General features: G+C 66.8%; 19 protein-coding genes, 2 tRNA genes and 1 pseudogene. 13 read left to right on the top strand and 9 right to left on the bottom strand.

From position 1 onward, the window contains the following. Positions 1 to 135 precede the first annotated feature (135 nt). The 3 genes from ASG07_RS01985 to ASG07_RS01975 all read left to right on the top strand — a co-directional run bounded on the left by ASG07_RS01985 (position 136) and on the right by ASG07_RS01975 (position 5,593). Entirely contained in the window at positions 136 to 3,534 is a 3,399-nt protein-coding gene (locus ASG07_RS01985; RefSeq protein WP_055841422.1) for a TonB-dependent receptor, read from the top strand. Positions 3,535 to 3,668: 134 nt separating this feature from the next. After that, a complete protein-coding gene (locus ASG07_RS01980) occupies positions 3,669 to 4,787 on the top strand; it encodes a sensor histidine kinase (protein WP_055841419.1) in 1,119 nt (372 codons plus the stop codon). After that, positions 4,784 to 5,593: a LytR/AlgR family response regulator transcription factor gene (locus ASG07_RS01975; protein ID WP_055841415.1), complete on the top strand. Its 810-nt coding sequence runs from the start codon at positions 4,784 to 4,786 to the stop codon at positions 5,591 to 5,593. The genes ASG07_RS01980 and ASG07_RS01975 overlap by 4 nt, the downstream gene beginning before the upstream one ends. Before the next feature lie 12 nt (positions 5,594 to 5,605). Here ASG07_RS01975 and ASG07_RS01970 read toward each other — a convergent pair whose 3' ends face one another. Then, positions 5,606 to 6,244, bottom strand: coding sequence for a L,D-transpeptidase family protein (locus ASG07_RS01970; protein WP_055841413.1), 639 nt, complete (start codon positions 6,242 to 6,244; stop codon positions 5,606 to 5,608). A gap of 95 nt (positions 6,245 to 6,339) precedes the next feature. After that, entirely contained in the window at positions 6,340 to 8,655 is a 2,316-nt protein-coding gene (locus ASG07_RS01965; RefSeq protein ID WP_055841410.1) for a TonB-dependent receptor, read from the bottom strand. Between the two features lie 285 nt (positions 8,656 to 8,940). Between ASG07_RS01965 and ASG07_RS01960 the strand changes: the two genes are divergently transcribed. Together ASG07_RS01960 and ASG07_RS18080 are read left to right on the top strand one after the other, a co-directional pair. Continuing rightward, entirely contained in the window at positions 8,941 to 10,815 is a 1,875-nt protein-coding gene (locus ASG07_RS01960) for an ABC-F family ATP-binding cassette domain-containing protein (RefSeq protein WP_055841407.1), read from the top strand. Next, positions 10,764 to 11,687: pseudogene (locus ASG07_RS18080) on the top strand (DUF4886 domain-containing protein); the annotation flags it as partial. The gene ASG07_RS01960 and the pseudogene ASG07_RS18080, both read left to right, overlap by 52 nt. 95 nt (positions 11,688 to 11,782) lie before the next feature. Here the strand turns inward: ASG07_RS18080 and ASG07_RS16780 are convergent. The 3 genes from ASG07_RS16780 to ASG07_RS01945 all read right to left on the bottom strand — a co-directional run bounded on the left by ASG07_RS16780 (position 11,783) and on the right by ASG07_RS01945 (position 13,315). Continuing rightward, on the bottom strand, positions 11,783 to 12,058 hold the full coding sequence (locus ASG07_RS16780; RefSeq protein ID WP_082474425.1) for a DUF3297 family protein: 276 nt from the start codon (positions 12,056 to 12,058) through the stop codon (positions 11,783 to 11,785). A gap of 92 nt (positions 12,059 to 12,150) precedes the next feature. Beyond that, positions 12,151 to 12,546 carry a hypothetical protein gene (locus ASG07_RS17410; RefSeq protein ID WP_055841404.1) on the bottom strand — a complete coding sequence of 132 codons (396 nt, stop codon included), beginning with the start codon at positions 12,544 to 12,546 and terminating at the stop codon, positions 12,151 to 12,153. Positions 12,547 to 12,676: 130 nt separating this feature from the next. Then, positions 12,677 to 13,315, bottom strand: a complete 639-nt coding sequence (locus ASG07_RS01945) for a DNA-3-methyladenine glycosylase family protein (RefSeq protein WP_055842850.1) — start codon at positions 13,313 to 13,315, stop codon at positions 12,677 to 12,679. Between the two features lie 84 nt (positions 13,316 to 13,399). On the opposite strand from ASG07_RS01945, the gene ASG07_RS01940 reads away from it, so the two are divergent. Both ASG07_RS01940 and ASG07_RS01935 read left to right on the top strand, forming a co-directional pair. Continuing rightward, positions 13,400 to 13,717 carry a 2Fe-2S iron-sulfur cluster-binding protein gene (locus tag ASG07_RS01940; protein WP_055841403.1) on the top strand — a complete coding sequence of 106 codons (318 nt, stop codon included), beginning with the start codon at positions 13,400 to 13,402 and terminating at the stop codon, positions 13,715 to 13,717. 286 nt (positions 13,718 to 14,003) lie between these two features. Next, positions 14,004 to 16,364, top strand: coding sequence for a glycoside hydrolase family 31 protein (locus ASG07_RS01935; protein WP_236694483.1), 2,361 nt, complete (start codon positions 14,004 to 14,006; stop codon positions 16,362 to 16,364). Positions 16,365 to 16,407: 43 nt separating this feature from the next. On the opposite strand, the gene rlmB is transcribed toward ASG07_RS01935, so the two are convergent. Together rlmB and ASG07_RS01925 are read right to left on the bottom strand one after the other, a co-directional pair. Then, the gene (gene rlmB / locus ASG07_RS01930) at positions 16,408 to 17,154 is read right to left on the bottom strand and encodes a 23S rRNA (guanosine(2251)-2'-O)-methyltransferase RlmB (protein WP_055841397.1); all 747 of its coding nucleotides are present in this window, start codon (positions 17,152 to 17,154) and stop codon (positions 16,408 to 16,410) included. Next, entirely contained in the window at positions 17,154 to 18,758 is a 1,605-nt protein-coding gene (locus tag ASG07_RS01925; protein WP_055841394.1) for a M20/M25/M40 family metallo-hydrolase, read from the bottom strand. The genes rlmB and ASG07_RS01925 overlap by 1 nt, the downstream gene beginning before the upstream one ends. Positions 18,759 to 18,896: 138 nt before the next feature. On the opposite strand from ASG07_RS01925, the gene ASG07_RS01920 reads away from it, so the two are divergent. Together ASG07_RS01920 and ASG07_RS01915 are read left to right on the top strand one after the other, a co-directional pair. After that, positions 18,897 to 18,982, top strand: a tRNA-Tyr gene (locus ASG07_RS01920). Positions 18,983 to 19,012: 30 nt separating this feature from the next. Next, a tRNA-Gly gene (locus tag ASG07_RS01915) sits at positions 19,013 to 19,086 on the top strand. Positions 19,087 to 19,189: 103 nt separating this feature from the next. Here ASG07_RS01915 and ASG07_RS01910 read toward each other — a convergent pair. Then, positions 19,190 to 19,957, bottom strand: coding sequence for a crotonase/enoyl-CoA hydratase family protein (locus ASG07_RS01910; RefSeq protein WP_055841391.1), 768 nt, complete (start codon positions 19,955 to 19,957; stop codon positions 19,190 to 19,192). Positions 19,958 to 20,049: 92 nt separating this feature from the next. Here ASG07_RS01910 and ASG07_RS01905 point away from each other — a divergent pair, with 92 nt between their 5' ends. Together ASG07_RS01905 and ASG07_RS01900 are read left to right on the top strand one after the other, a co-directional pair. Then, a complete protein-coding gene (locus ASG07_RS01905) occupies positions 20,050 to 20,502 on the top strand; it encodes a PaaI family thioesterase (RefSeq protein WP_055841388.1) in 453 nt (150 codons plus the stop codon). Further along, positions 20,499 to 20,882, top strand: coding sequence for a PaaI family thioesterase (locus ASG07_RS01900; RefSeq protein WP_055841383.1), 384 nt, complete (start codon positions 20,499 to 20,501; stop codon positions 20,880 to 20,882). The genes ASG07_RS01905 and ASG07_RS01900 overlap by 4 nt, the downstream gene beginning before the upstream one ends. A 58-nt stretch (positions 20,883 to 20,940) precedes the next feature. On the opposite strand, the gene ASG07_RS01895 is transcribed toward ASG07_RS01900, so the two are convergent. Continuing rightward, on the bottom strand, positions 20,941 to 22,071 hold the full coding sequence (locus tag ASG07_RS01895; protein ID WP_055841380.1) for a PQQ-dependent sugar dehydrogenase: 1,131 nt from the start codon (positions 22,069 to 22,071) through the stop codon (positions 20,941 to 20,943). A gap of 215 nt (positions 22,072 to 22,286) precedes the next feature. Between ASG07_RS01895 and rimP the strand changes: the two genes are divergently transcribed. Further along, the gene (gene rimP, locus ASG07_RS01890) at positions 22,287 to 22,865 is read left to right on the top strand and encodes a ribosome maturation protein RimP (RefSeq protein ID WP_055841378.1); all 579 of its coding nucleotides are present in this window, start codon (positions 22,287 to 22,289) and stop codon (positions 22,863 to 22,865) included. After that, positions 22,865 to 24,592, top strand: coding sequence for a transcription termination factor NusA (nusA, locus tag ASG07_RS01885; protein ID WP_055841375.1), 1,728 nt, complete (start codon positions 22,865 to 22,867; stop codon positions 24,590 to 24,592). The genes rimP and nusA overlap by 1 nt, the downstream gene beginning before the upstream one ends. Positions 24,593 to 24,638 lie beyond the last annotated feature (46 nt).

Below are 24,638 nucleotides of genomic sequence, written 5' to 3'. Positions count from 1 at the left end.
AACACGACAGAATTTTCAAAGCCTTGGAACCATCTCGCATCTGTCACCGAAGCGTCATAATCCTGCCGCAGGGCGCGGATCGAAGCGGTAACGACCGCTGACCGGAGCATGAGCTCTCCAAGGGGACATTTTCTGATGCGGAACCATCTTTTCCTGGGCGCGGCTGCCGTTGCGCTGATCGCGCCGATGGGCGCCATGGCGCAGGAAACTACGACCGTCGTGCGTGGCACCGTCACCAGCGGCGGAACGGCCGTCGCGGGCGCCCGCGTCACCGTAACGAACGTGCCGTCGGGCACCACCGCGGAAACCGTGACCGGCACGGACGGCTCGTTCAACCTCAGCGGCCTGCGCGTGGGCGGCCCCTTCACCGTTGCGGTCGCCGCCGACGGGTATCAGGGCGCGACCGTCACCGACATCTACACCGTCATCGCCCAGCCTTATGACGTACCTGTCGAACTGGCCCTTGCGGGCGCGGATGCGGGCGGCGACATCGTCGTCACCGCATCGTCGATCGCCGGCGCGGGCACGCAGTCGATGGGACCCGCAACCGTCCTGACCGCCGCGGATATCGCCAATGTCGCCACGATCAACCGCGACGTCCGCGACCTGATGCGCCGCGATCCGTTCGCCCGCCTCGACGATACGCCCAGCGGCGGTCGCGCGGTGTCGTTCGCCGGCCAGAATGCCCGCTTCAACCGCTTCTCGGTGGACGGTGTGCCCGTCACCGACAATTTCGGCCTGAACCCGGACGGCCTGCCGACGCGCCGCAGCCCGATCCCGCTCGACGCCATCGGCCAGTTCCAGACCAAGGTCGCGCCGTATGACGTGCGCGAGGGCAATTTCCAGGGTGGCGCGATCAACGCCATCCTGAAGTCGGGCACCAACAGCTTCCACGGCACCGGCTTCTACAGCTATTCGTCGGATGAACTGACCGGCAAGAAGACCAAGGCTGGCCCGGGCGTTCCCACCGGCCGCGTCACGCTGCCGAACTTCAAGATCGAGAATTACGGCGCACAGCTTGCCGGTCCGATCATCAAGGACAAGCTGTTCTTCATGGTCGCCGGTGAGCGCATCCGCGCCGGCACGCCGATCCCGGAGGGCACGGCCGAAACCAATGCGGGCACCGTCATCCCGTCGACCGCGATCGCGGGCGGCAACCTGACGGACGCGGTGGTCAACCAGATCACCTCGATCGCCCAGTCTCGCTATGGCTATGACGCCGGCGGCGTGCTGAGCAATTCGCAGGACAAGGACGATCGTCTGGCGGCGCGCATCGACGCCAATCTGTCCGACACGCAGCGCGCCTCGCTGACGTATCTGTATACGAAGGACTCGATCCGCTTCAACCAGAACGCCTCGACCACGGCCCCCAGCCTTGGCCTCGAATCGAACGGATATGTCGCATCGAACCGGCTGCACACCGGCGTGTTCCAGCTGAACAGCGACTGGTCCGACGAGTTCTCGACCGAAGTCCGCGCCTTCTACAAGGATTACAAGCGCGGGCAGGACCCGATCCTCGGCCGCGGCTTCGCCCAGTTCCAGGTCTGCGCCGCACCAACGTCGGACCGTGCAAACCCCGGCTCGCAGGGGGCGGCGGCGTCCACCGCCTGCGCCCCCGGCTATGCCTCGGTCTATCTCGGCCCGGACATCTCGCGCCAGTCGAACGCACTGACCAGCCGCACCTATGGCGGTCTGGTGCAGGCTCGCCTGAGCCGCGACGATCACGATCTGCGCATCTTCGCCGATTTCCAGGATACGAAGATCTTCAACCAGTTCCTGCAGCGTAGCGCGGGCGACTATTATTTCGACTCGATCGCCGACTTCGCGGCCGGCAATGCACAGCGCCTGCGCTATCAGAATGCCGTCCCGTCGCTGGTGCCGGACGATGCCGCCGCGCGCTTCCGCTATCAGTCCTATGCCTTCGGTATCCAGGACAACTGGCGCGTCACCGACTGGTTCACGCTCGATTACGGCATCCGCTACGACATGTACGGCGGCAACAGCCGGCCGGCGGCGAACACCAGCTTCACCAACCGGCTGGGCTTCACCAATCAGGCGTATATCAGCGGCCGTGGCGTGGTGCAGCCGCGCATCGGTTTCGAGCTGAAGCCGATCGACGATCTCAGCGTCCGGGGCGGCGTCGGCATTTTCTCGGGCGGCTCGCCGGACGTGTACGTGTCCAACAGCTTCTCGAACACCGGCTTCCTGTCCAACTCGGTCGACATCCGCCAGAACAATGACGGTGGCTACACGGTGCCGTCGCAGACCGGCGGCGCGGCCGCGACGATCGGTCAGGCTGCGTTGACCAACGTCAACGGCACGGCCATTCCGGGGGCGGTCAACACCTACCTCCAGAGCCTGACGGGGTCGACCACCTCGCCGGCGCTGGTCAACGCGCTCGACCCCAACTTCAAGCTGCCGTCGCAGTGGCGCAGCACGCTGTCGTTCGACTATGCGCCGGACGCGCTGGGCGGCATCAACTTCGGGGCCGACCTGTTCTACTCGGCCGTGCGCAATCAAGTGTTCTTCACCGATGCGCGCGTCCGTGCCAACGGCCTGCTGACGCCGGACGGCCGCGCACGCTATTCGTCGATCACGAACTTCGCCGACACCAATTACGACCTGCTGCTGACCAACACCAAGAAGGGCCGCAGCTATGTCGCGGTCGCCCGCGCCGACAAGACGTTCGACTTCGGCCTGTCGGCGGGTGCCAGCTTCACCTACCAGGACATCAAGGATCAGGCGCCGGCGACCTCGTCGACCGCCAACTCCAACTATGGCAACGGTGCGTTCCTCGATGCCAATGGCGCGGCCTACGGCATCTCGAACGATCAGGTGAAGTATAACATCAAGTACAACCTGACCTTCGACCACGCCTTCTTCGGCGATTACAAGACGACGTTCGCGCTGTTCGGCGAAACCCGCATCGGCCGTCCGTACAGCTATACGATGCAGGATACGTCGAACGCGCGGAGCCCGGTGTTCGGCACCGTGCTGTCGTCGACCCGCTACCTGCTGTACGTACCGACCGGCATCGACGATCCGCGCGTGAGCTATGGCTCGACGGTCAATTCGGCCGGCGTGGTGACGCAGTCTGCGGAGTCGGTCCGCGACACGTTCAACGCGCTGATCGAATCGAGCGGCCTGTCCAAGTATCGCGGCAAGATCGCGCCGCGCAACGCGTTCAATTCGAAGTGGTTCACCCGCATCGATCTGCATGTCGCGCAGCAGATCCCGACCGGCCTGTTCGGCTCGCGGTTCGAGATCTTCGGCGACATCGAGAATGTCACCAACCTGCTGAACAAGAACTGGGGCCAGATCCGGGAATACACCTTCCCGTACACCATCCCCGCGGTTCGCGTGCAGTGCCTGGCGACCCCGGTCGCGACCGGCACCACGGCCACGCCGATCACCAACTCCAGCCAGGCCTGCGCCCAGTATCGTTACCTCGCGCCGAACACGGCGCCGACGGACACGATCTATGCCCGCCAGTCGCTCTACGCGATCCGGGTCGGTGCGCGCTTCACCTTCTGATCGGCACCCGATCGACCTGAACGGGGCCGCCGCGAACCTTCGGGATCGCGGCGGCCCTTTTCGTTTGGCACCTTCTCGTTGAACCCGCTTCCCGCGCTTTGCACCGCCCCGCGCGCCCGTGTAGAAGCCGCCGCGTGGCTTCGCTAACCGCCCCCTCCGCCGGCCGGACCATCAACGTCCGCCCCTTTTTCGAGAACAAGGCCCGTGCCTTCTGGACGCTGCAGGCGGTCGGCTGGGGGGGGTATCTGCTGCTGCGCGGCGTGTCGGCCAGCTTCAACGGCCTGCAGCTCCAGATCATCATCCCGATCATCGTCGAGGCGATCGTCGGCTATTGCATCACGCTGCTGCTCTCGACCTTCTATGGTGCCTATCGCCGCCTGCCGCGCATCACCGGCGTTCCGCTCAGCATCGTCACGCTGCTCGCGGCCGTCGCTCTCTACGCGACGCTGCAAGCCTTCACCTGGTCCTTCATCCAGACCGCGACGGCGTCGATCGATGTCACCCGCGTGCTGGGCTACAGCTTCCTGTACTTCACGGTGCTCGCCGGCTGGTCCGCGCTCTACTACGCGATCAACTTCTTCCTGATCCTGGAACAGCAGATCGACGAGTTGCGCGCGCTGGAGCTACAGGCGTCCTCGGCGCAGCTGGCGATGCTGCGCTACCAGTTGAACCCGCATTTCCTGTTCAACACGCTCAATTCCATCTCCACGCTGGTCCTGCTGAAACAGACCGAGCGCGCCAACGCGATGCTGTCGCGGCTGTCGTCCTTCCTCCGCTACACGCTGGCGAACGAGCCGACCGCGCACGTCACGATCGCGCAGGAGGTCGAGCAGCTGAAGCTCTATCTCGAAATCGAGAAGATGCGGTTCGAAGATCGGCTGCGTCCGAAGTTCGACATCGATCCGCGCGCGGAGCGGGGTCGCCTGCCCTCGCTGTTGCTGCAACCGCTGGTCGAGAACGCGATCAAATATGCCGTGACCCCGCAGGAGGAAGGCGCGGAAATCTGCGTCACGGTGCGGCTCGCCGGGGAACGGGTGCAGATCGGCGTATCCGATACCGGCCCCGGCTTGCATGAGGCGCGGATCAGTCCAAGCCTTTCAACCGGTGTCGGGCTCACCAATATACGGGAGCGTCTGGTTCAGGCCTATGGGCCCCACCAGCGTTTCGAGACGCGCTCGACACCCGCCGGCGGTTTCTCGGTCGAGATCGAGATCCCGTACCAGCTGGAAGACGTGAACAGAGAGGCCGCATGACCATTCGCACCATCCTCGTCGACGACGAGCCCCTTGCCATTCAGGGGCTGGAGCTTCGCCTCCAGGCTTTCGACGATGTGCAGATCGTCGAGAAGTGCATGAACGGGCGCGAAGCGATCCGCGCCATCAAGACCCACAAGCCGGACCTCGTCTTCCTCGACATCCAGATGCCCGGTTTCGACGGCTTCTCGGTGGTGCAGGGCCTGATGGAGGTCGAACCGCCGCTGTTCGTGTTCGTCACCGCCTATAGCGACCACGCCCTGCGCGCGTTCGAGGCTCAGGCGGTCGATTATCTGATGAAGCCGGTGGAGGAGAGCCGCCTCGCCGACACGCTCGACCGCGTCCGCCAGCGCCTGTCCGAAAAGCGCGGTGCGGAGGAAGTCGATCGGCTGAAGGAAGTGCTCGCCGAGCACGCTCCCGAGGCTGCCGCGGCGGCAGACATCACCGACGGCGGCAGCGCCGATCTGGCGTCGAACCGGTTCGAAAAGCTCATCAACATCAAGGATCGCGGCCAGATCTTCCGGGTCGACGTCGATACGATCGAGCGCATCGACGCGGCGGGCGATTACATGTGCATCTACACCGGCGACAACACGCTGATCCTGCGCGAGACGATGAAGGATCTGGAAAAACGCCTCGACCCGCGCCGCTTCCAGCGCGTGCACCGTTCGACGATCGTCAACCTCGACCTCGTCAAGCAGGTCAAGCCGCATACCAACGGCGAATGTTTCCTGGTCTTGGGCTCCGGCGCGCAGGTGAAGGTCAGCCGCAGCTACCGCGACGTGGTTGCGCGGTTCGTCCACTAGAACGATCGGCGGTCAGGCGGCGGTGATCGCGCCGCCGACGTCCAGCATCTCGCCACGGGTGACGATCACCTTCGTACCCAGCTTGGTGACCGCGAACAGCTTCTTCGCAAAGGCGGTGGGGACTCCGACGCAACCATGCGTCATAAACCCCGCCTGCACGTTCGATCCATGGATCGACACGCCGTCGTTGGTCAGGCGCAGCATGTACGGCATCGGTGCGTCGTAGAGATTCGACACGTGGTCCGCGTCGCGCTGGCTGACCTTGAACACGCCGAGCGGCGTCGGCTTCACGTCCGCCCCGTACAGCGCCACGGCGGTGCCGATCTCGTACCCGTCGCGAAAGACGCTGAGCACCTGCGCCTCCAGATCGACGGTGATGACGATCTCGCCGGTCGCGGGCGCGCCTTTCTCGTCCCAATGCCACTCGCCGAACTTCATCGGGCTGGCGACATCCAGCACGCGCTTGACGACATAGGGTGCTTCGTTCGGTGGCGGGGCAGGTCGAGGGGCCGCCATCACCGTCTCGGGCGCGCGTTGCACCGAGACGGGTTTCTGCTTCGGCACCGCCGGCTCAGGCCAGACCGCCAGAGCCAACCCACCCGCGAGGGGCAGGCCGACTCCGGTCCATGCTGCGATCCTGCGCCAAGTCATGACATGGCCATGCCTCGGCCGGAGTTAAGGAAACACCCGCCGGATCGCGCTGTCCCGCTACGGAACGGAACGACCCGGCGGCCAGCTTCAGCCGATCAGCGGAACTTGCCCGACAGCGAAATGCCGATGATCCGCGGCTCGTTGAAGACCGCGGCCATGTAGTTCTCGATCACGCCCTTCAGGTTCTTCTCGTTCGTGATGTTGCGGGCGAACACCGCCAGCTCATACGCGTCGCCGGGCGCGCTGTACCCGACCTTCAGCCCGCCCTCGAAGTTGCCGTTCGAGGTGAACTCGGCGGTCTTGTAGAGGACGAACTGGGTATAGCCCTGGATGTTGAAGTCGCCCGCGACGAACGCGCGCCCGCCATTGCCCAGCGGCTGGTCGAACCGCGCGTTGACGTTGACGTTGTACTCGGGCGCATTCGGCAACGGCTCGCCGTCGATCTTGACCAGATAGACCGGCCCGAACGCCCCCGGCACCGAGCGCACCGGCGCGGACGGCGTGCAGACGACGACGCTGTTCAGCGCGCAGATCTGCGTCTCGGCACCCCTATCCTTGATCTCGCTGTGCAGCCAGCTTCCGCCCAGCCCCAAAGTGACGTTGCGCACCGGCCGCCACGTCGCATCCGCCTCCACGCCGTAAGCGTCGGCGCGGCGCGCGTTGAACAGGATGCCGTTGCCGAACACGTCGTTACCGTTCAGCTGGATGTCCTTGACGCGGTAGCCGAAAACCGTCGCGTTCAGGCTCAGCGTATTGTTCAGCAGGCGCGTCTTCACGCCCGTCTCCCAGGACAGGATCGTCTCCGAATCCGCCGTTGTGAAGTCGGTGTTGAACACCGCCGACCGGCCCTGGATCGTCGGTCCGCGGAAGCCGCGGGCGACGCGCGAATAGAGGCTGACATCGTCGCTGGCCGCATACAGGGTGCTGAAATCCCAGCTCGGCTGCGTATCCTTCAGCGTCACGTCGCGTCGGCCCGTCGCGGGATACTGGTTCACGCCGGTCGCGCTCAGCACCGTCTTCAGCAACTGCGTGCGCTTCTTGTCCTCCGTCACGCGGCCACCGGCGGTCAGCGTCAGCCGGTCGATCATGTAGCTGACCTGCCCGAAGCCCGCCCACGACGTATTCACGTCATGCAGGCGCACCCAGTTGTTGGGGTTGCGCGCCGCCGTCGTCAGGAAGAACGTGCGCTGGTAGAAGTCGGTGATGTCGCGGCTGTCGAAATACATGCCGCCGACCTGCCAGCGGAACGGCCCATCGCCGTTGCTCGCCAGCCGCACTTCCTGCGTCCACTGGTCGAGATCGCGAATCTGGCCCTGCGACTGGCCGAAACCGTTGGCGACGCCGCGCACCGGGAAGTTCGCGCCCGCGCCGCCGTCCGTATCGCCGCGGCTGTAGCCGGACGTCGTTTCGTATGCGGTGATCGAGGTCAGCGTCGCCGCCCCGAAGTCATAGGCCGCCCGCACCGATCCGCCGAACGTGTCATACGACTGCGGATTGTCGCGCGCCTCGTCATAGGCGACGCTGCCGCGCGGCTCACGCGACACGTCGTTCGATCCCTTGACCAGCGCGGCACGGTGGAACAGCGTCGACGTGCCGTCATACCAACGCGCATGGCCCGACAGGTCGACCGAGAAGTCCGACCCCGGCGTCAGCAGCAACTGCAACCGGACGTTGCGATCGTCATAGCCGCCCATCGCATTCTTGCGCGGAGTCGCGGTGGAGTCCGCGCTGGTGCCGGCGAACCTGTTGTCGACCCAGTTCTCGCGGTGCTGGATCAGCGTCGACAGCCGGAACGCCAGCACGTCGGCGATCAGCGGCCCGCCGACGCCCGCGTCCAGATTGACCGAGCCATAGGTGCCGACCGACGCGCTCGCGCGGCTGTCGAACGTCTGCGTCGGCTTGAACGTGTCGAACTTGATGATGCCGGCGGTGGTGTTGCGGCCGAACAGCGAACCCTGCGGCCCGCGCAGCACCTCCACCTGTTGTACGTCGTACACCGGGTTCGACTTCAGCACGACGTGCTCCAGCACGACATCGTCCTGGATGATCGACACCGGCTGCGACGCGCCGAGATAGAAGTCGATGTTGCCCAGACCGCGGATGTAGAAGCGCGGGAAGATGCGGCCCGTGGTCGATTCGATATACAGGCTGGGCACGCGGCCCGACAGCGACAGCAGCGTGTCGTCGCCGCCCGACGTATAGTCGCGCAGAGTGTCGCCCGACACGACACCGACCGATACCGGCACGCGCAACGTGTTCTCGGACCGACGCTCGGCGGTGACGACGATGTCGCCCAGGCTGTCGTCCTGCGCGGCGGGAGCGGCCGGTGCCGCCTCCTGAGCATGGACGGCGGTCGCGCCGGTGGCGGCGGTGAGCAGGAGCAGCGCCCGGAGGGCGGCGGAAGCAGTCACAATAATCCCTTTCGAAACGAAGACCCGGCACCGGTCATCCCGGACCCGGTGCTGGTCGAGGCACCCGCTAGGCCGCATTTGTGACAGGACGGGGGCAGCTATGTCCTACACGGCACAGGCGTGACATAGCGGCAACATGTCGATCTTGACTCCTCCACGTTATGCCGGGCTCCTCCGGGCATGACGCGTGAAGTGGAGGACACCCTCCAATCGCCTCCACTTCCTCCACTTCGCCCCTTCACCGTCCCTCTTCGCTGCACCGCCGCAATCTGCTATGGGCGCCGCATGCTCAACCTGAACGGCATCACCGTGCGCCTTGGCGGCCGCACGATCCTCGACGGCGCGACCGCGACGCTTCCTCCCGGCAGCCGCGTCGGCCTGATCGGTCGCAACGGCGCGGGCAAATCGACGATGGTCCGCGTCATCGCCGGCCAGCTCGAACCGGACGGCGGCAGCGCCGACATGCCGCGCGGCGCGCGCATCGGCTATATCGCGCAGGAGGCTCCGCACGGAGAGGCGACGCCGTTCGAAACGGTCCTCGCCGCCGATCTGGAGCGCGCTACGCTGATGCACGCCAGCGAGACGGAGCAGGACGCCGACAAGCTCGGCGACATCTACGAACGCCTCATCGCGATCGACGCCTACACCGCCCCCGCCCGCGCCGCCCAAATCCTGATCGGACTGGGCTTCGACGAAGCGATGCAGGCGCAGCCGCTCGACAGCTTCTCGGGCGGGTGGAAGATGCGCGTCGCGCTTGCGGCCTTGCTGTTCTCGCAGCCCGACCTGCTGCTGCTCGACGAGCCGTCGAACCACCTCGATCTCGAAGCGGTGATGTGGCTGGAGGACTTCCTGAAGTCCTACAAGGCGACGATCGTCGTCGTCAGCCACGAACGCGATTTCCTGAACAACGTCGTCGATCACATCCTGCATCTACAGGGCGGCAAGATCACGCTCTATCCGGGTGGATACGACGCGTTCGAACGTCAGCGTGCGGAGCGCATGGCGCAGCTTGCCGCCGCCAAGGCCAATCAGGACGCGCAGCGTGCGAAGCTGATCGATTACGTCGCACGCAACTCCGCTCGCGCCTCCACCGCCAAACAGGCGCAGAGCCGGCAGAAGATGCTCGCCAAGATGCAGCCGATCGCGGAAATGGCGAACGATCCGACGCTGTCGTTCGGCTTCCCCAACCCCGAAGAATTGCGCCCGCCGCTCATCACGCTCGACATGGCCAGCGTCGGGTACGCCGACACGCCGATCCTGCGTCGCCTCAACCTGCGCATCGACCCGGACGACCGGATCGCTTTGCTCGGCCGCAACGGCAACGGCAAGACCACGCTTGCCCGCCTGCTCGCCGCGCAACTGTCGGCGATGGACGGCGAGATGACCGCGACCGGCAAGATGAAGGTCGGCTATTTCACCCAGTATCAGGTCGAGGAACTCGATTCCGACGATACCCCGCTGGAGCATATGACCCGCATCATGCGCGGATCGACGCCCGCCGCAGTGCGGGCGCAGCTCGGCCGGTTCGGCTTCTCCGGCGAGCGCGCGACGGGCAAGGTCGGCAAGATGTCCGGCGGCGAGAAGGCGCGGCTGGCGCTGGCGCTCATCACCCGCGACGCACCGCACCTGCTGATCCTCGACGAGCCCACCAACCACCTCGACGTCGATGCGCGCGAGGCGCTGGTGCAGGCGCTGAACGACTATTCGGGCGCGGTCATCCTCGTCAGCCACGACCGCCATATGGTCGAACTGACCGCCGACCGGCTGGTGCTGGTCGATGAGGGCACCGCCAAGGAATTCGACGGCAGCCTCGACGACTATATCGCGTTCATCCTCAAGGGCGAACCGAACAAGCCGGGCGAGAGCAAGGCCGACCGCAAGGCCGGCAAGAAAGCCGCGGCCGAAGCGCGCGACCGCGACCTAGCGCTACGCAAGACCGTCCGCGATCTGGAGGAGGACACCGCTCGCCTGACCAGGGAGCGCAACGCGATCGACCGCGCGATGTTCGATCCCTCGGGGGCGGAACCGCGCTTCGCGAAGCTGTCGATGAGCGACCTCAATCGCCGCCGCGCCGAGGTGCAGGCGAAGCTGGAGACGACGGAAGCGAAATGGCTGGAGGCGAGCGAGGCGCTGGAAATGGCGGGAGCGCAGGCGGCGTGATGTTAGCTTTGGGGCGAACGCCTCGCACGGTCCGCACCACCCCGGCGAAGGCCGGGGTCCAGTTGCTGGGCGCGTCGAAGCGTGGGCTGACAGCCGTCACATCGTTCGTGGCGACTGGACCCCGGCCTTCGCCGGGGTGGATGCTAGTGTTGGCCGCCTCTGCTCTTTTCACCACCCCCGCCGCTGCGAAGACCATCCTGTTCGTCGGCAACAGCTTCACCTTCGGGGCCGGCTCGGCGGTCCAGCATTATCACCCCGACCGCGTGACCGACCTCAACAAGGAAAGGATCGGCGGCGTCCCTGCCCTGTTCGCGACGTTCGCCGAGGAGACGAAGCAGGACTGGAAGGTCAGCCTCGAAACCTCCCCCGGCAAGGATCTCGCCTGGCATCTGGCGGAAAAACGTCAGGTGATCGACCGCAAATGGGATGTCGTGCTGCTCCAGGGCTACAGCACGCTTGACGCGGCACAGCCCGGCGATCCGACCGCGCACGCCGCCGCCGCCCGCGCCCTGGCCGCTCTGGTGAAGGCGCGCAACGCGGCGGCGAGCATCCATCTGACCTCGACATGGTCGCGCGCCGATCTGACCTATCGACCAGGCAGCCGCTGGTCGGGGCAGCCGATCACCCGCATGGCCGACGACCTCTATGCCGCGAACGCGCAGATCAGCGCCACCGACCCGATGTTCGGCCGGCCGATCCCGGTCGGCACCGCATGGAACATCGCCATCCGCAACGGCATCGCCGACGGCAATCCGTTCGACGGCATCGCGTACGGTAAGGTCGATCTCTGGACCTACGACCAGTATCACGCCAGCAGCGCCGGCTATTACCTGTCGGCACTGACGGTATTCGGCGCGGTGACGGGCATCGATCCGCGCACGCTGGGTCCACGTGAGGAAGCCGCCGCGCATCTCGGCCTTGACCCGCTCATCACGCAGCAGCTTCAGCGGATCGCCGAGGAGGCGCTTCAGCCCTCGTCGGTGGTCGTCGTTTCGTCTGTCGCGGCGGGACGCTCGAACCAGGCCTCGACCTCGCCCGACAGCTTCAGGGTCAACGGCCGCCCCTTCCGGTCGACCTTCTTGCCCAGCGCGACGCGGATCCAGCCGTCGGGAATCGAATATTCCTCGACATCCTTTCGCTCGGCACCCTTGAAGCGGATGCCGATGCCGCGCTCCAGCAGCGCTTGGTCGAAATAGGGGCTGTCGGGGTTGATCGAGAGGCGATCGGGGGGCGTATCGGTCATAATGCTGGCGGCTTACCGCGATCCGACCCGCTGACAAGAGAAAACGGCGCGGGACCGAAGCCCCACGCCGTTCTCCCCGTGACGAACCGAATTCAGTTGCAGACCTGCACCGGCACCCGATCGCCATAATAGGGATCGAACTGCCACTGGGTCCAGCAACGCTGCTGATAGTAACCGCCGTCATAATAGCCGCGGTAACGGACCGGCGGCGGGGGCGGCGCGTAATAGCCGCGGTCGTAACCTCGATATCCGCCGCCGCCGTAATAGCCACGGTCATAATAGCGGTTGCGATTGCTCGACGCGATCGCCGCGCCGACGCCCAGTCCCAATATGCCGCCCAGCACCGCACCCGCCGCGACATCGCCACCGCCGCGGTGATGACCGCGATAACCGCCGCGCCAGCGCTGCGCATCCGCGGGCGCCGCCGCCGTCAGGACCGTTGCGGCCATTACCGCGCCCAGCCCAGCCTTCTTCCACAAACCCGTCATCTCAGACCTCCATACGCTATACCCGGTCCATCTGGTCAAAACGCACGAGCCGCGACCGTGTTGCCGTGTCTAGCGCTCAGGGCCTGAATGCGTCCGGAACGGTGTGTTTAGCGGGAGTTCAGCGAGCGGATCAAAGCACGGTCATGTCCGCGCCGTAATGATGCCATGCGAAAATCGCCGCCGCGCCGCGATGCGGCCGCCACGCCTCCGCCACTTCTCGGGTCAGCTTCTCCGACGGGCGGGTCTCGTGACCCAGGATGCGGCCGACCTCGATCTGCACCGCCAGATCGCCCGCCGGCCAGATATCCGGCCGGCCTTCCGCGAACAGCAGGTAGATCTCCGCCGACCAGCGGCCGATGCCCTTGACCCGGACGAGCTGGGCGATTGCCTCCTCATCATCCTCGGGCAAAGCCTTCAGGTCGAGCCGCCCGCTCGCGACTTCGTCGGCGAGGCTACGGGCATAGCCGGCCTTCTGCCGCGACAAACCGGCCGCGCGCAGCTGCTCGTCGCTCGCTGCGAGGATCGCGAGCGGATCATCGGGCGAGCCGAAACCGGCGGCGTCCATCACCGCCTCCAGCTTGGCATAGACGGCGGCGGCGGAGGCGACGCTGACCTGCTGCCCGACGATCGTGCGCAACAGCGTGGAATAGCCCGGCCCGCGATAGCGCGGCGCGGGATAGCCGATCCGGCCGATCGCCGCGGCGAAGGCGGGTTCCGTCGCCGTCAGCGCGTCGAGGCTGTCGCGGATCTGGTCGGCGGTCAGGCCCATGTCGTCGTTCCCGGGATGGTTGTTGTCGCTTGATCGGCGCGCGCCGCGCCGCCATGCACGCAAACGGATTTCGGAGATACATCAATGCCCACGCTGATCGTCACCACCCGCGAAGGCGAGACCCGCGAGCTGACCGGCGAGGCGGGCCTGTCGGTGATGGAAGTCATCCGCGACGGCGGCGTCGACGAGCTGCTGGCGCTGTGCGGCGGTTGCCTGAGCTGCGCGACATGCCACGTCCATGTCGATCCCGACTTCGCCGACAGGTTGCCACCGATCGGCATCGACGAGGACGATCTGCTCGATTCGACCAGCGACCGCACCGCGACATCGCGACTGTCGTGCCAGATCCCGTTCGGCCCGGCGCTCGACGGCTTGCGCGTCACGATCGCCGCGGAGGATTGAGCGAGGCGACGCGAATGGTCCCAAAGGTCACGGGATATCGCATCCAGCCGGGACCTTTCGCCACATCAACGACCTGCTATCGGTCCGATCCGGCTGGCGGGAAGACGACATTCCGCCGCCATAACCCAGATCACCCGCTGTAGGACAGCGTGCAGGCGGCCAGCCCCACATCGCCAGCCTTACGTCGTTGACGGCGGTACCTTCTTTTATCGGTATCAATAGTCTGACATATCTCACGCGAGACGCGGGCTGATCCGCGCGGATTGGAGTGGGTATGCGCTACGCTATGATCGGATTCGCGATGTTCGGGACCGGATTGGTCGCGACGCAGGCATCGGCGCAGGCTCCGTGGCAGTCGCAGGTCACCACCTCCGGCGACGCCACGCTTCAGGCGAAAACGGCGAACGGCGCGAGCTTCCGCATTCCCGAGGGCATCCTGCAGGTCACCGTATGGGGCGACCGGACCATGCGGGTGACGATCTCAGGACCGGGCGCCGCCGCCATCCCGAACGGCCCGGCGGTGCTGGGCGCCCCGGCCCGCGTCGCATGGACGCTGGCGGACGAGGCCGAACGGTACGTCATCGCGACCCCGGCCATGCGGGTCGCCGTCGGCAAGGGCGACGGCCGCGTCGCGCTACTCGGTGCAGACGACAAGACGCTGATCGGCGAGGCCGACGCCGGCAGCCGCAAACTGGGCGACGCGCCCGATCCGGACGGCAGCGTGCAGCAGCGGTTCGAGATCGGCGGCGGACAGGCGATCTACGGACTGGGCCAGCATCAGGCGGGGCTGCTCGATTATCGCGGCACCACCGTGCGCCTGCAACAGGCCAACACCGATGTCGGCGTGCCGGTGCTGGTATCCAGCGCCGGGTACGGCCTGTTCTGGAACAACGCCGCCGTCACGGATGTCGCCATCGCCGTACCGCAGGCGACCGACCGGATGGTGTTCCGCTCGCAGGCGGGGACCGGTATCGATTATTTCCTGTTCGCCGGCCCCGATGTCGACGACGTGATCGGCGCCTATCGCCGGTTGACGGGGCAAGCGCCGCTGATGGCGCGCTGGACCTGGGGCCTGTGGCAATCCAAGGAGCGATACGCGTCGCAGCAGGAATTGCTGGGCGTCGCGGCGCGCTACCGCGAACTGAAGATTCCGCTCGATGCCGTGGTGCAGGACTGGCAATACTGGAAGCCGGGCGAGTGGGGCAGCCACAGGATGGACCCGGCGCGATTCCCGGACCCGAAGGCCATGCTGGCCACGCTGCATCGCCAGAATCTCCACAGCATGGTGTCGATCTGGCCCCGCTTCGATTTGGGGCTGGACACCACGAAGGCGCTGGAGGCCGTGGGTGGATTGTACCCGAAGACCTATCCGAACGTGTATCCTGCAGGCCAGGGCCGCTGGTACGACGCCTTCTCCGCGCCTGCGCGCGCCACCTACTGGAAGCATGTTTCGGAGCGGCTCGGTCGTCTGGGTTTCGACGGTTACTGGCTGGACGGCAGCGAGGCGGAACTGGGCGGCCGATGGGGCGAGATGCGCGATGTGCAGACGGCCGCCGGCCCGGGTGCGGTGGTCTATAACGCCTATCCGCTGCTTCATACCACCGCCGTCCACGACGGCATGATCGCGGACTATGCCGCCAGGCGGCCGATCATCCTGACGCGTTCGGCATGGGCGGGGCAGCAACGCAACGCCGCGATCACCTGGTCCGGCGATGTCGCCGGGCGCTGGGACGTGTTCCGCGCGCAGGTCCCCGCCGGCGTCAATTTCTCGATGAGCGGCATCCCCTATTGGTCGGCCGACATCGGCGGCTTCTTCGGCGGCAGCCCGGACGATCCCGGCTATCAGGAACTGTTCACCCGCTGGCTGCAATTCGCGGTGTTCAACCCGATGTTCCGCATCCACGGAACCGGGTCGGGCAAAGAAATCTACAGCTTCCCCGAGGCGGCACGCCCGCCGCTGCTCGCTGCGGTCGCCCTGCGATATCGGCTGCTGCCGTTCCTGTACGCGCAATCGTGGCAGGTCACCGATCGCGGAGCGTCATTCCTTTACCCGGTCGGAACCGTCTTTCCTAACGACGAGCGGGCGCGCGACCTGCGCGATCAATATCTGTTCGGACGGTCCATCCTCGTCAGCCCGGTCGTCGAGAAGGGCGCGACGACGCGGCAGGTCCATCTGCCCGCCGGCGCGGACTGGTACGACTTCTGGACCGGCGAACGTCGCACGGGCGGCGAACGGATCGCGGTCGCCGCGCCGATCGGACAGATCCCGCTGCATGTCGCCGCGGGGACGATCCTGCCGCTGGGGCAACAGGTCCAGTATGCCGAACAATCCGTGAGCTTGCCGACCGAACTGCGCATCTACCGCGGCGCGGATGGCCGCTTCACCCTGTACGACGATGCCGGCGACGGTCAGGGCTGGCGGCGGGGCGAGCGGGCGACGATCGACCTGACGCTGGATGACAAGGCGGGCACGCTGACGATCGGCGCGCGGCAGGGCCGCTATCCCGGCATGGCCGCGTCGCGCACTTTCCGCGTCGTTCCGGTCGGGCCGGGCAAGGGCATCGGGCTGGCCGAAGGCGCGGGGCAAACCGTCCGCTATGGCGGAAAGGCGATCACCGTCGCGCTCGACGGCGGTCCCGCGGGCTGAAGCCGGTTTTCCGTCATGCCGGAACGCCCCGGCATGACGGAGCCTAGCCGCGCGTCGCCGCCGCGTAGAGCGCGATGGCGGCGGCGTTCGAGACGTTCAGGCTCTCGACCTTGCCGCCGATCGGCAGCCTCGCCAGTTCGTCGCAATGCTGCTCGGTGTTCTGGCGCATGCCCTCGCCTTCCGCACCCAGGACGATGCAGATGCGCTGCGTGCCCATCGTCTCCGCCAGCGTCTTGGGCGCATGGCCGGTCAGGCCGATGCGCCAGAAGCCCGCCTCCGCGATCTCGTCCAGCGCGCGGGCGAGATTGACGACGCGGACCCACGGCACCGTCTCCAGCGCGCCCGATGCCGCGCGGGCGATCGTGCCGGATTCGGGAGGCGAGTTCCGGTCCTGCGTGACGATGCCGAGCGCATCGAACGCCGCCGCCGAGCGCAAAATTGCGCCGACATTATGCGGGTCCGTCACCTGATCGAGTACGACCAGCGGGCGCTGGTCGTCGCGTCCGGTTTCCAGCAGGTCCGCGAGCCACATGTCGTCGAGCGGATCGACCTCCGCCACCACGCCCTGATGCGGCGCGTCCGACGGCACCAGCCGACCGAGATCGGCGACATCGGCGAACGTCACCGGGATCATCGGCGGCACATCCAGCGCCGCCGCCGCCTCGCGCGTCATCCACAGCTTGCGGACGGTGCGGTCGGGGTTCGCCAGCGCCGCGGTGACGGGATGACGCCCCCAGATGCGCGGGCGGTTGCCGACGCCGGTCGAGGGGCGGTGTCCACGCTTGGCCATCAATCGTCATCCTGCGGGTAGGCATACGGGTCGGTCACGACGGGCTGCGTCGGCACCGGCTTGCGGGGAAGCGGCTTGTCCGCATTGGCGGCGGACAGGAGGACGGAGGCGAGCACGATCGAACCCTGGCGCATGTCCTCCGCCTTCAGATGGTCGAACGTGTCGACCGAGGTGTGGTGGATGCGCGGAAAATAGTCGAGCGGATCCTGGATGAACTGGAAGCCCGGTACGCCGACCTGTTGCATGAACACGTGATCGGTGCCGCCGGTCTGGCGCATGACGACGGTCGACGCGCCCATCGCCGAGAACGGCGCCAACCATTCGCGGAAGATCGGCACCACCGCCGGGTTGTTCTCCGCATACAGGCCACGCAGCTTGCCCGAGCCGTTGTCGATGTTGAAATACGCGGCGAGGTCGCGATAGCCCGGCTGGGGGTTGACCGGCCAGCGGTTCGACCACGTGTAATAGGCGTTGCCGCCGCTGGCGACCGGATCGTTCGGGCCGCCGCGCGTGGCGAGATGCTTCTGTACGTAGGCGAGGCTGCCGAGCAGGCCCTGCTCCTCTCCCGCCCACAGGGCGAAGCGGATCGCGCGCTTCGGCTTGATGCCGGTGGCGGCGAGGATGCGCGCGGCCTCCATAATCATCGCCGAGCCGGCGGCGTTGTCCGCCGCGCCGTCCGCCGCGACCCACGAATCGAGGTGTGCGCCGGCCATGACATAGCCGGCCTTGGGATCGCTGCCGGGGATTTCGGCGATGATGTTGTAGCCGTTCGTATCGCTGTCGTCGAAGCGCACGTCGCTGACGATTTCCAGCGTCGGCGCCGCGCCGGTCTTCGCGAGGCGTGCGAGGCGGCGGTAATCCTCGGCGGCGATCTGGATACCGGGCAGCGCGCCCGTCTCGCCGACGCCGAACAGGCTGCCCTCGCCCGTCACCAGCTTGCCGTCGCGGTAGGACTTGGTGGCATAGGCGACCGCACCCTCCGCCTTCAGGAAGGCGTCGAGCTTCTTGGCGTAGTCGAGCCGCTTCAGCCGGCGGTCGGCGGCGGCGGGGTCGTAGCTTGGCTGCTGGAACTGGTCGAGCTTCGACAGGTCCTCGCCCGACAGCCGCTTGAAATCGGGCGTGGTCGGCTCGTCGCCGGTACCGGGCTCGGTAATGAGGACGATCTTGCCGCTGAGCTGGCCGCGATACTTGGCGAAGTCGCGCTCCTTCTCGATCGGCGCGACGATCACGGGGGCGGTCAGCGTCCCCTGGGTCGCGGGCGTCCAGGCGATCGGGATCGCGGTCAACTGCACGACGCGGGGAGTCGTCATGCGGACGCTGGACCGCTCGATCGTCCAGCCGCGGCCGAACGGGAACGCTTCCTTGTGGACGTTCTTCAGACCCCATTGCGCGAACTTGTCCGCCGTCCATTTCTCCGCGACGCGCATCGCCGGCGAATTGGTCATGCGCGGGCCGATCACGTCGGTCAGGTGCTGCACCGTCGGCATCACCTGGCTGTGGTTCGTGCCCTCGTCGATGATACGGTTGGTGACGTTCTCCTGCGCCGACGCGGCGACAGGCATGGCGATAACGGCCGCAGTGGCGGCGAGCAGCAGGTGGCGCATGACGGGTTCCCCTTCGTTGTCGCACCGCTATGCGGACGGCGGGACGCGTGCAACCTTTCTCCGCAGGCTTTGGCGCGCAGGCGTTGACAGCGCGTCCGCGCTTCGCCAAGGAGCCGCCTCGCCTCGGGCGGCCCAAATGGACAGGTGGCCGAGTGGTTAAAGGCAGCAGACTGTAAATCTGCCCGTGCAAGCGTACGCTGGTTCGAATCCAGCCCTGTCCACCACCGCCTTCCGATGCTAAAGGCGATCGGAATGCGGGTGTAGCTCAATGGTAGAGCAGAAGCCTTCCAAGCTTACGACGAGGGTTCGATTCCCTTCACCCGCTCCAGCCGTTCAGGCGGCGAGCTGCCAAATGGCTCGACCGACGGCGCGGCTTCGCCGCGACCCCCTTCTGCTCCATACCGCGCCTTCCTCCCTCGTTCGGGACGAGGCTAAAACTGCGGGACGCGCTTCTCCATGTTCGCGCGGACCTGCTCGATCTGCTCCGCAGTCCCCAGCAATCGCTGCTGTTCCGCCGTCTCCGCCGCCAGCACCACGGCGACGTCCCCCTCGATGGCCGCCAGCCGCTTCGCCGCGCGGATCGCGGCCGGGCTGCGTCCGGCGATCGTTCGCGCCAGTGCCAGCGCCTCCGCCAGCGGCTCGTCCGCGAGCCGCGTGACGAAGCCGAGCCGTTCCGCCTCCGGCGCGGCGAACTCGCGCGCCGTGTAGATCGCCTCGCGCAGGTGATCGTCGCGCACCGTGCCACGCCACAGCGCATAGCCCGCCATGTCGGGCACGATCCCCCAGTATAGTTCGCGCACCGACAGCCGTGTCTCGGGATGAGCGATCCGGATATCCGCGCCGGCGGCCATCTGGAGGCCGCCACCCAGCGCCACACCGTGCAGCGCCGCGATCACCGGCTGCGGCAGCGCGCGCCAGCCCCAGGCGACATGCTGGACGAGATTGGCCGGTCCATGCGTCCGCTCCGTCGTGAGCAGGCCGGAACCACCCCCCGCCATCGCCGCCATATCCAGACCGGCGCAGAAGCCCCTGCCCTCGCCGGACACTACGACCGCGCGCACCTCCGCCAGCGCCGCGATCCGGTCGATCGTCGCGGCGATCTCCGCGAACATCGCCGCGTCCAGCGCGTTCAACTTGTCGGCCCGCGACAGGCGCACATCGGCGACGCCATCCTCCACGGTCATGGTCACGCGTGTCATCGCCCGTCTCTCCCGATCGTTTCGCGACGCGTAGCGCACGCCGACCGCCGACACGAGAGCGCCGGATTTGCCTTTCGCGCACCGGCCGGGGCATGACGTCGGCCATGTCCGGCTTCGATCCTGAACGCTTCTTCGATCTCGTCAAGGGCGGCCACACCGGCCTGCTCGGCATCGGCTTCCACGCGCAGGGGCCGGGCTGGGTCGACCTGATCCTCCCTTACGACACCGGACTGGTGGGCGACGTGGCGACGGGCGTGCTGGCATCGGGGCCGATCGTCGCGCTGATGGACATGGCGACCAGCTCGGCGGTGTGGATCCGGCGCGGCCGCTTCGCCCCCCACGTCACGCTCGACCTGCGCGTCGATTACCTCCGCCCGGCCACGCCGGAGCGCTCGGTGATCGGGCGGGGCGAGTGTTACCGGCTGACGCGCTCGATCGCGTTCGTGCGCGGCGTCGCCTATCACGACGATCCGGACGATCCGATCGCGCATGTCGCGGGGACGTTCATGCTGATCGGATCACCGGCGAAGCAGGCGCGCGCATGATCGCGCTGCCCCCCTATGCCGCCGCCCTCGGCGCGCGGCTGGAATGCGACGAGGCCGGCGCGCCTTTGCTCGTACTGCCGTTCGGCGCGCCCGTGCTGGGGCGGCCCGGTTTTCTGCACGGCGGCGCGATCGCCGGATTGCTGGAGGTCGCGGCGATCGCGGCGCTGGCGCATGTGCTGGAACGCGAAGGCGGCGGGCGGATCAAGCCGATTAACGTCACCGTCGATTACCAGCGCGGAGGACGCGACCGCGTCACCTATGCCGCCAGCGTCGTGACACGGCTGGGCAACCGCATCGCCAATGTCGAGGCGACGGCGTGGCAGGACGACCGGGCAAAACCGATCGCGGCGGCGCGGCTGAACTACCTGATCGAGCGATGAGCCCGGCGTCGTCGTTGCAAGCGAACCGGGTCGACCGCAACGACGAAGAGCAACCGCCCTACCCTTTGGGCGTCAACCGGATCAGCCGGCCCTGCGACTGGCCGCCATCCTCCAGCAGGTAGATCGCGCCCTCCGGTCCCTGCTCGACCTCGCGGATGCGGGCATTCATCGGGAACTGGTCGCCCTTGGTCGCGCTGGTGCCGTTCAGGTCGACGCGGAGCAGCGCCTGACTGGACAGGCCACCGATGAACGCGTCGCCCTTCCACTTGGGGAAAAGGTCGCCCGAATAGATCATCAGGCCGCCCGGCGAGATCGACGGGTTCCACCACAGCTTCGGCGCTTCGAAGCCGTCGCCGGCCTTGTGATCGGGGATATCGCGACCGTCATAATGCGATCCGTTCGACGCCTTGGGCCACCCGTAATTACGACCCGGCAGGATCAGATTGACCTCGTCGCCGCCCTTGGGACCCATCTCCTGCTCCCAGAGATTGCCCGCCTTGTCGAAGGCGAGACCGAGCAGGTTGCGGTGCCCGTAGCTCCAAACCTCCGGCGCGAAGCCCTTCGCGGCCAGGGGATTGCCCGGCGCGGGCTTGCCGGCGAGCGTCAGGCGCAGCACCTTGCCGAGCGTGACCTTGGGGTCCTGCGCGGGATCGAACTTCTGCCGCTCGCCATTCGTGAAGAACAGATATCTCCCGTCGGGCGAAAACGCGATGCGGCCGGAATAATGGCCGTTGCCATCGACGAACGGACGCGCGCGGAACAGCGCCTCGATCTCGCCAAGCCGCTCGCCACCACCACCGTCCGGGCGCAGGCGACCACGCGCGAGAACCACACCCTTGCCGCCCTCGCCGGCCGCCGAGTAGCTGAAGTACACGCGCTTGCTGGTCGCGAAGTCGGGGGCGAGGACGACGTCCATCAACGCGCCCTGCCCGGCACTGTCGACGGTGATCGTCGCCACCGTCTGCCTCTGCCGGCCATCGGCGGAGACGAGCAGCATCCGGCCGTCCTTTTCCGTCACCAGCATCCGCTTGTCGGGCAGGAACGTCATCGCCCAAGGCGAGTCGAAGTCGGCGACCACCGTCTCCACGAACGGCTTGGTGTCGTCCGACGCCGGTGCCGTTTCCTGCGCGGAGCAGGCGGCGGCGGCGGACAGGAGCAGGGTGGCGGCGAAGAGGCTGGTGCGGAGCACGGATCATCCTGTGACAAGAGCGAAGTCGGCGGGAATACCAGTGACATGATGTAGCGGTTCCGGCGTCTACGCAAAGAGGGATACCGGACTGATGGGGGATTGTGCGATCCCGGGGCTTCCTCTATATCGGCCATGCTTTCTCTACATCGTCGGATGAAGAGGCTGCGGGGCGAAGCTCCGCGGCGCCGAAGCCGCATACCTGTCCGGAGCATGACTTGGCCGATATCGCCGCACTGACCGCCCTGATCGAACCCGAAGCGCAGGCTTTGGGGTTTGCGCTGGTGCGCGTGAAGATGACGGGCGGCAAATCGGACCCGACGTTGCAGGTGATGGCCGAGCGGCCGGACACGCGCCAGTTGAACATCGACGATTGCTCCGCGCTGTCGCACCGCATCAGCGACCGGCTGGACGAGATGGAGGCCGCCGGCAAGGACCCGATCGCCGAGGCGTATCGGCTGGAAGTGTCGTCGCCCGGCATCGACCGTCCGCTGACGCGGCTCAGCGATTTCGCCGACTGGATCGGGCACGAGGCCCGCATCCGCCTGACGGAGACGATCGACGGGCGCAAGCAGTTGACCGGCGATCTGGCGGGTGTGGAGGGCGATGCGATCAGCGTCGACCTCGGCCAGCACGGCATCGCCACGGTCCGCTTCGACCAGATCGACAATGCGAAGCTGGTCATGACCGACCGGCTGATCGCCGCCACCGCGCCCCTTTCCATGGAAGGGGCCGACGAATTGGAAGACGCGTCGGACGATCATGAATCGTCCACGCCAGCAGAGGATAACCACTGATGGCCACGGCCACCGCCAACCGCGCCGAACTGATCGCGATCGCCAACTCGGTCGCGACCGAGAAGATGATCGATCGCGCGATCGTCATCGAGGCGATGGAGGACGCGATCCAGCGCGCCGCCCGTACGCGTTACGGGCAGGAAATGGACATCCGCGCCAAGCTGGACGCGAATTCCGGCGACCTGCGCCTGTGGCGCGTCGTCGAGGTCGTGGAGCTGGTCGACGACCTGTACAAGCAGGTCGACGTCAAGGGTGCGCAGAAGCTGAAGCCCGGCGCGGTCGTCGGCGACTTCCTGGTCGATCCGCTGCCCCCGATCGAGTTCGGCCGCATCCAGGCGCAGGCGTCGAAGCAGGTCATCTTCCAGAAGGTCCGCGACGCCGAGCGCGAGCGTCAGTTCGAAGAGTTCAAGGACCGTCAGGGCGAGATCATCACCGGCGTCGTCAAGCGCGTCGAATTCGGTCACGTCGTCGTCGATCTCGGCCGCGCCGAGGGCGTCATCCGCCGCGACGCGCAGATCCCGCGCGAAGTGGTGCGCGTCAACGACCGTATCCGCTCGCTGATCCTGAAGGTGGTGCGCGAGAACCGCGGCCCGCAGATCTTCCTCAGCCGCGCGCATCCCGATTTCATGAAGAAGCTGTTCGCGCAGGAGGTGCCGGAAATCTATGACGGCATCATCACGATCATGGCCGCCGCACGCGACCCCGGTTCGCGCGCGAAGATCGGCGTCATCAGCCGCGATTCCTCGATCGACCCGGTCGGCGCCTGCGTCGGCATGAAGGGCAGCCGCGTACAGGCCGTCGTGCAGGAGATGCAGGGCGAAAAGATCGACATCATCCCCTGGTCGCCCGACATCGCGACCTTCGTCGTCAACGCGCTGCAGCCCGCCAGCGTCAGCCGTGTCGTGATCGACGAGGAGGAGGAGCGGATCGAGGTTGTGGTGCCCGACGACCAGCTGTCGCTGGCGATCGGCCGTCGCGGCCAGAACGTCCGCCTCGCCTCGCAGCTGACCGGCAAGGCGATCGATATCCTGACCGAGGCGGATGCGTCGGAGAAGCGGCAGAAGGAGTTCGTCACGAATTCCGAGCTGTTCCAGAACGAGCTGGACGTGGACGAGACGCTGGCCCAGCTGCTGGTGGCCGAAGGCTTCAGCAGCCTCGAAGAAGTGGCCTATGTCGAGCTGGAGGAAATCGCCGGCATCGAAGGGTTCGACGACGATCTGGGTGCCGAGCTTCAAAGTCGTGCACAGGAGGCGCTGGATCGCCGCGAGCAGGCCAATCGCGAGGAGCGGACCGCGCTGGGTGTCGAGGACGCGTTGGCGGAGATACCGTATCTGACCGAGGCGATGCTGGTGACGCTGGGCAAGGCGGGCATCAAGACGCTCGACGATCTCGCGGATCTCGCGACCGACGAACTGGTCGAGAAGAAGCGCATCGAGCCGCGCCGTCGCAACGAGGACGCGCCGAAGCGGCCGGAGCCGAAGGGCGGCATTCTCGCGCAGTACGGGCTGTCCGACGAGCAGGGCAACGAGATCATCATGGCCGCCCGCGCCCACTGGTTCGAGGACGAGGCTCCGGCCGCGGCCGCGGCCGATGACGAGGCCGAAGTCGAGGCCGAAGTCGAGACTTCGAAGGTGTCCGAACCGGAAGTCGAGGACGAGGTGGCAGACGCCGCTCCGGTCGCCGACACCGACACCGACACCGACTCGGACGAGGACAAGACCGCCTGATGCTGTGTCGCTGCACCATCGCCGCGGCTCCTGTGAGGGAGGACGC

This window comes from Sphingomonas sp. Leaf343 (assembly GCF_001423765.1).
Taxonomy (GTDB): Bacteria; Pseudomonadota; Alphaproteobacteria; order Sphingomonadales; family Sphingomonadaceae; genus Sphingomonas.
The sequence above is the reverse complement of the archived record's forward strand: the minus strand, read 5'-3'. Positions and strand labels throughout refer to the sequence as shown.

Coding starts and splice junctions, on each gene's coding strand:
- ASG07_RS01985 (WP_055841422.1), top strand. CDS start 136: ATGCGGAACCATCTTTTCCTGGGCGCGGCTGCCGTTGCGCTGATCGCG.
- ASG07_RS01975 (WP_055841415.1), top strand. CDS start 4,784: ATGACCATTCGCACCATCCTCGTCGACGACGAGCCCCTTGCCATTCAG.
- ASG07_RS01970 (WP_055841413.1), bottom strand. CDS start 6,244: ATGACTTGGCGCAGGATCGCAGCATGGACCGGAGTCGGCCTGCCCCTC.
- ASG07_RS01960 (WP_055841407.1), top strand. CDS start 8,941: ATGCTCAACCTGAACGGCATCACCGTGCGCCTTGGCGGCCGCACGATC.
- ASG07_RS16780 (WP_082474425.1), bottom strand. CDS start 12,058: ATGACCGATACGCCCCCCGATCGCCTCTCGATCAACCCCGACAGCCCC.
- ASG07_RS17410 (WP_055841404.1), bottom strand. CDS start 12,546: ATGACGGGTTTGTGGAAGAAGGCTGGGCTGGGCGCGGTAATGGCCGCA.
- ASG07_RS01945 (WP_055842850.1), bottom strand. CDS start 13,315: ATGGGCCTGACCGCCGACCAGATCCGCGACAGCCTCGACGCGCTGACG.
- ASG07_RS01940 (WP_055841403.1), top strand. CDS start 13,400: ATGCCCACGCTGATCGTCACCACCCGCGAAGGCGAGACCCGCGAGCTG.
- ASG07_RS01935 (WP_236694483.1), top strand. CDS start 14,004: ATGATCGGATTCGCGATGTTCGGGACCGGATTGGTCGCGACGCAGGCA.
- rlmB (WP_055841397.1), bottom strand. CDS start 17,154: ATGGCCAAGCGTGGACACCGCCCCTCGACCGGCGTCGGCAACCGCCCG.
- ASG07_RS01925 (WP_055841394.1), bottom strand. CDS start 18,758: ATGCGCCACCTGCTGCTCGCCGCCACTGCGGCCGTTATCGCCATGCCT.
- ASG07_RS01910 (WP_055841391.1), bottom strand. CDS start 19,957: ATGACACGCGTGACCATGACCGTGGAGGATGGCGTCGCCGATGTGCGC.
- ASG07_RS01905 (WP_055841388.1), top strand. CDS start 20,050: ATGACGTCGGCCATGTCCGGCTTCGATCCTGAACGCTTCTTCGATCTC.
- ASG07_RS01900 (WP_055841383.1), top strand. CDS start 20,499: ATGATCGCGCTGCCCCCCTATGCCGCCGCCCTCGGCGCGCGGCTGGAA.
- nusA (WP_055841375.1), top strand. CDS start 22,865: ATGGCCACGGCCACCGCCAACCGCGCCGAACTGATCGCGATCGCCAAC.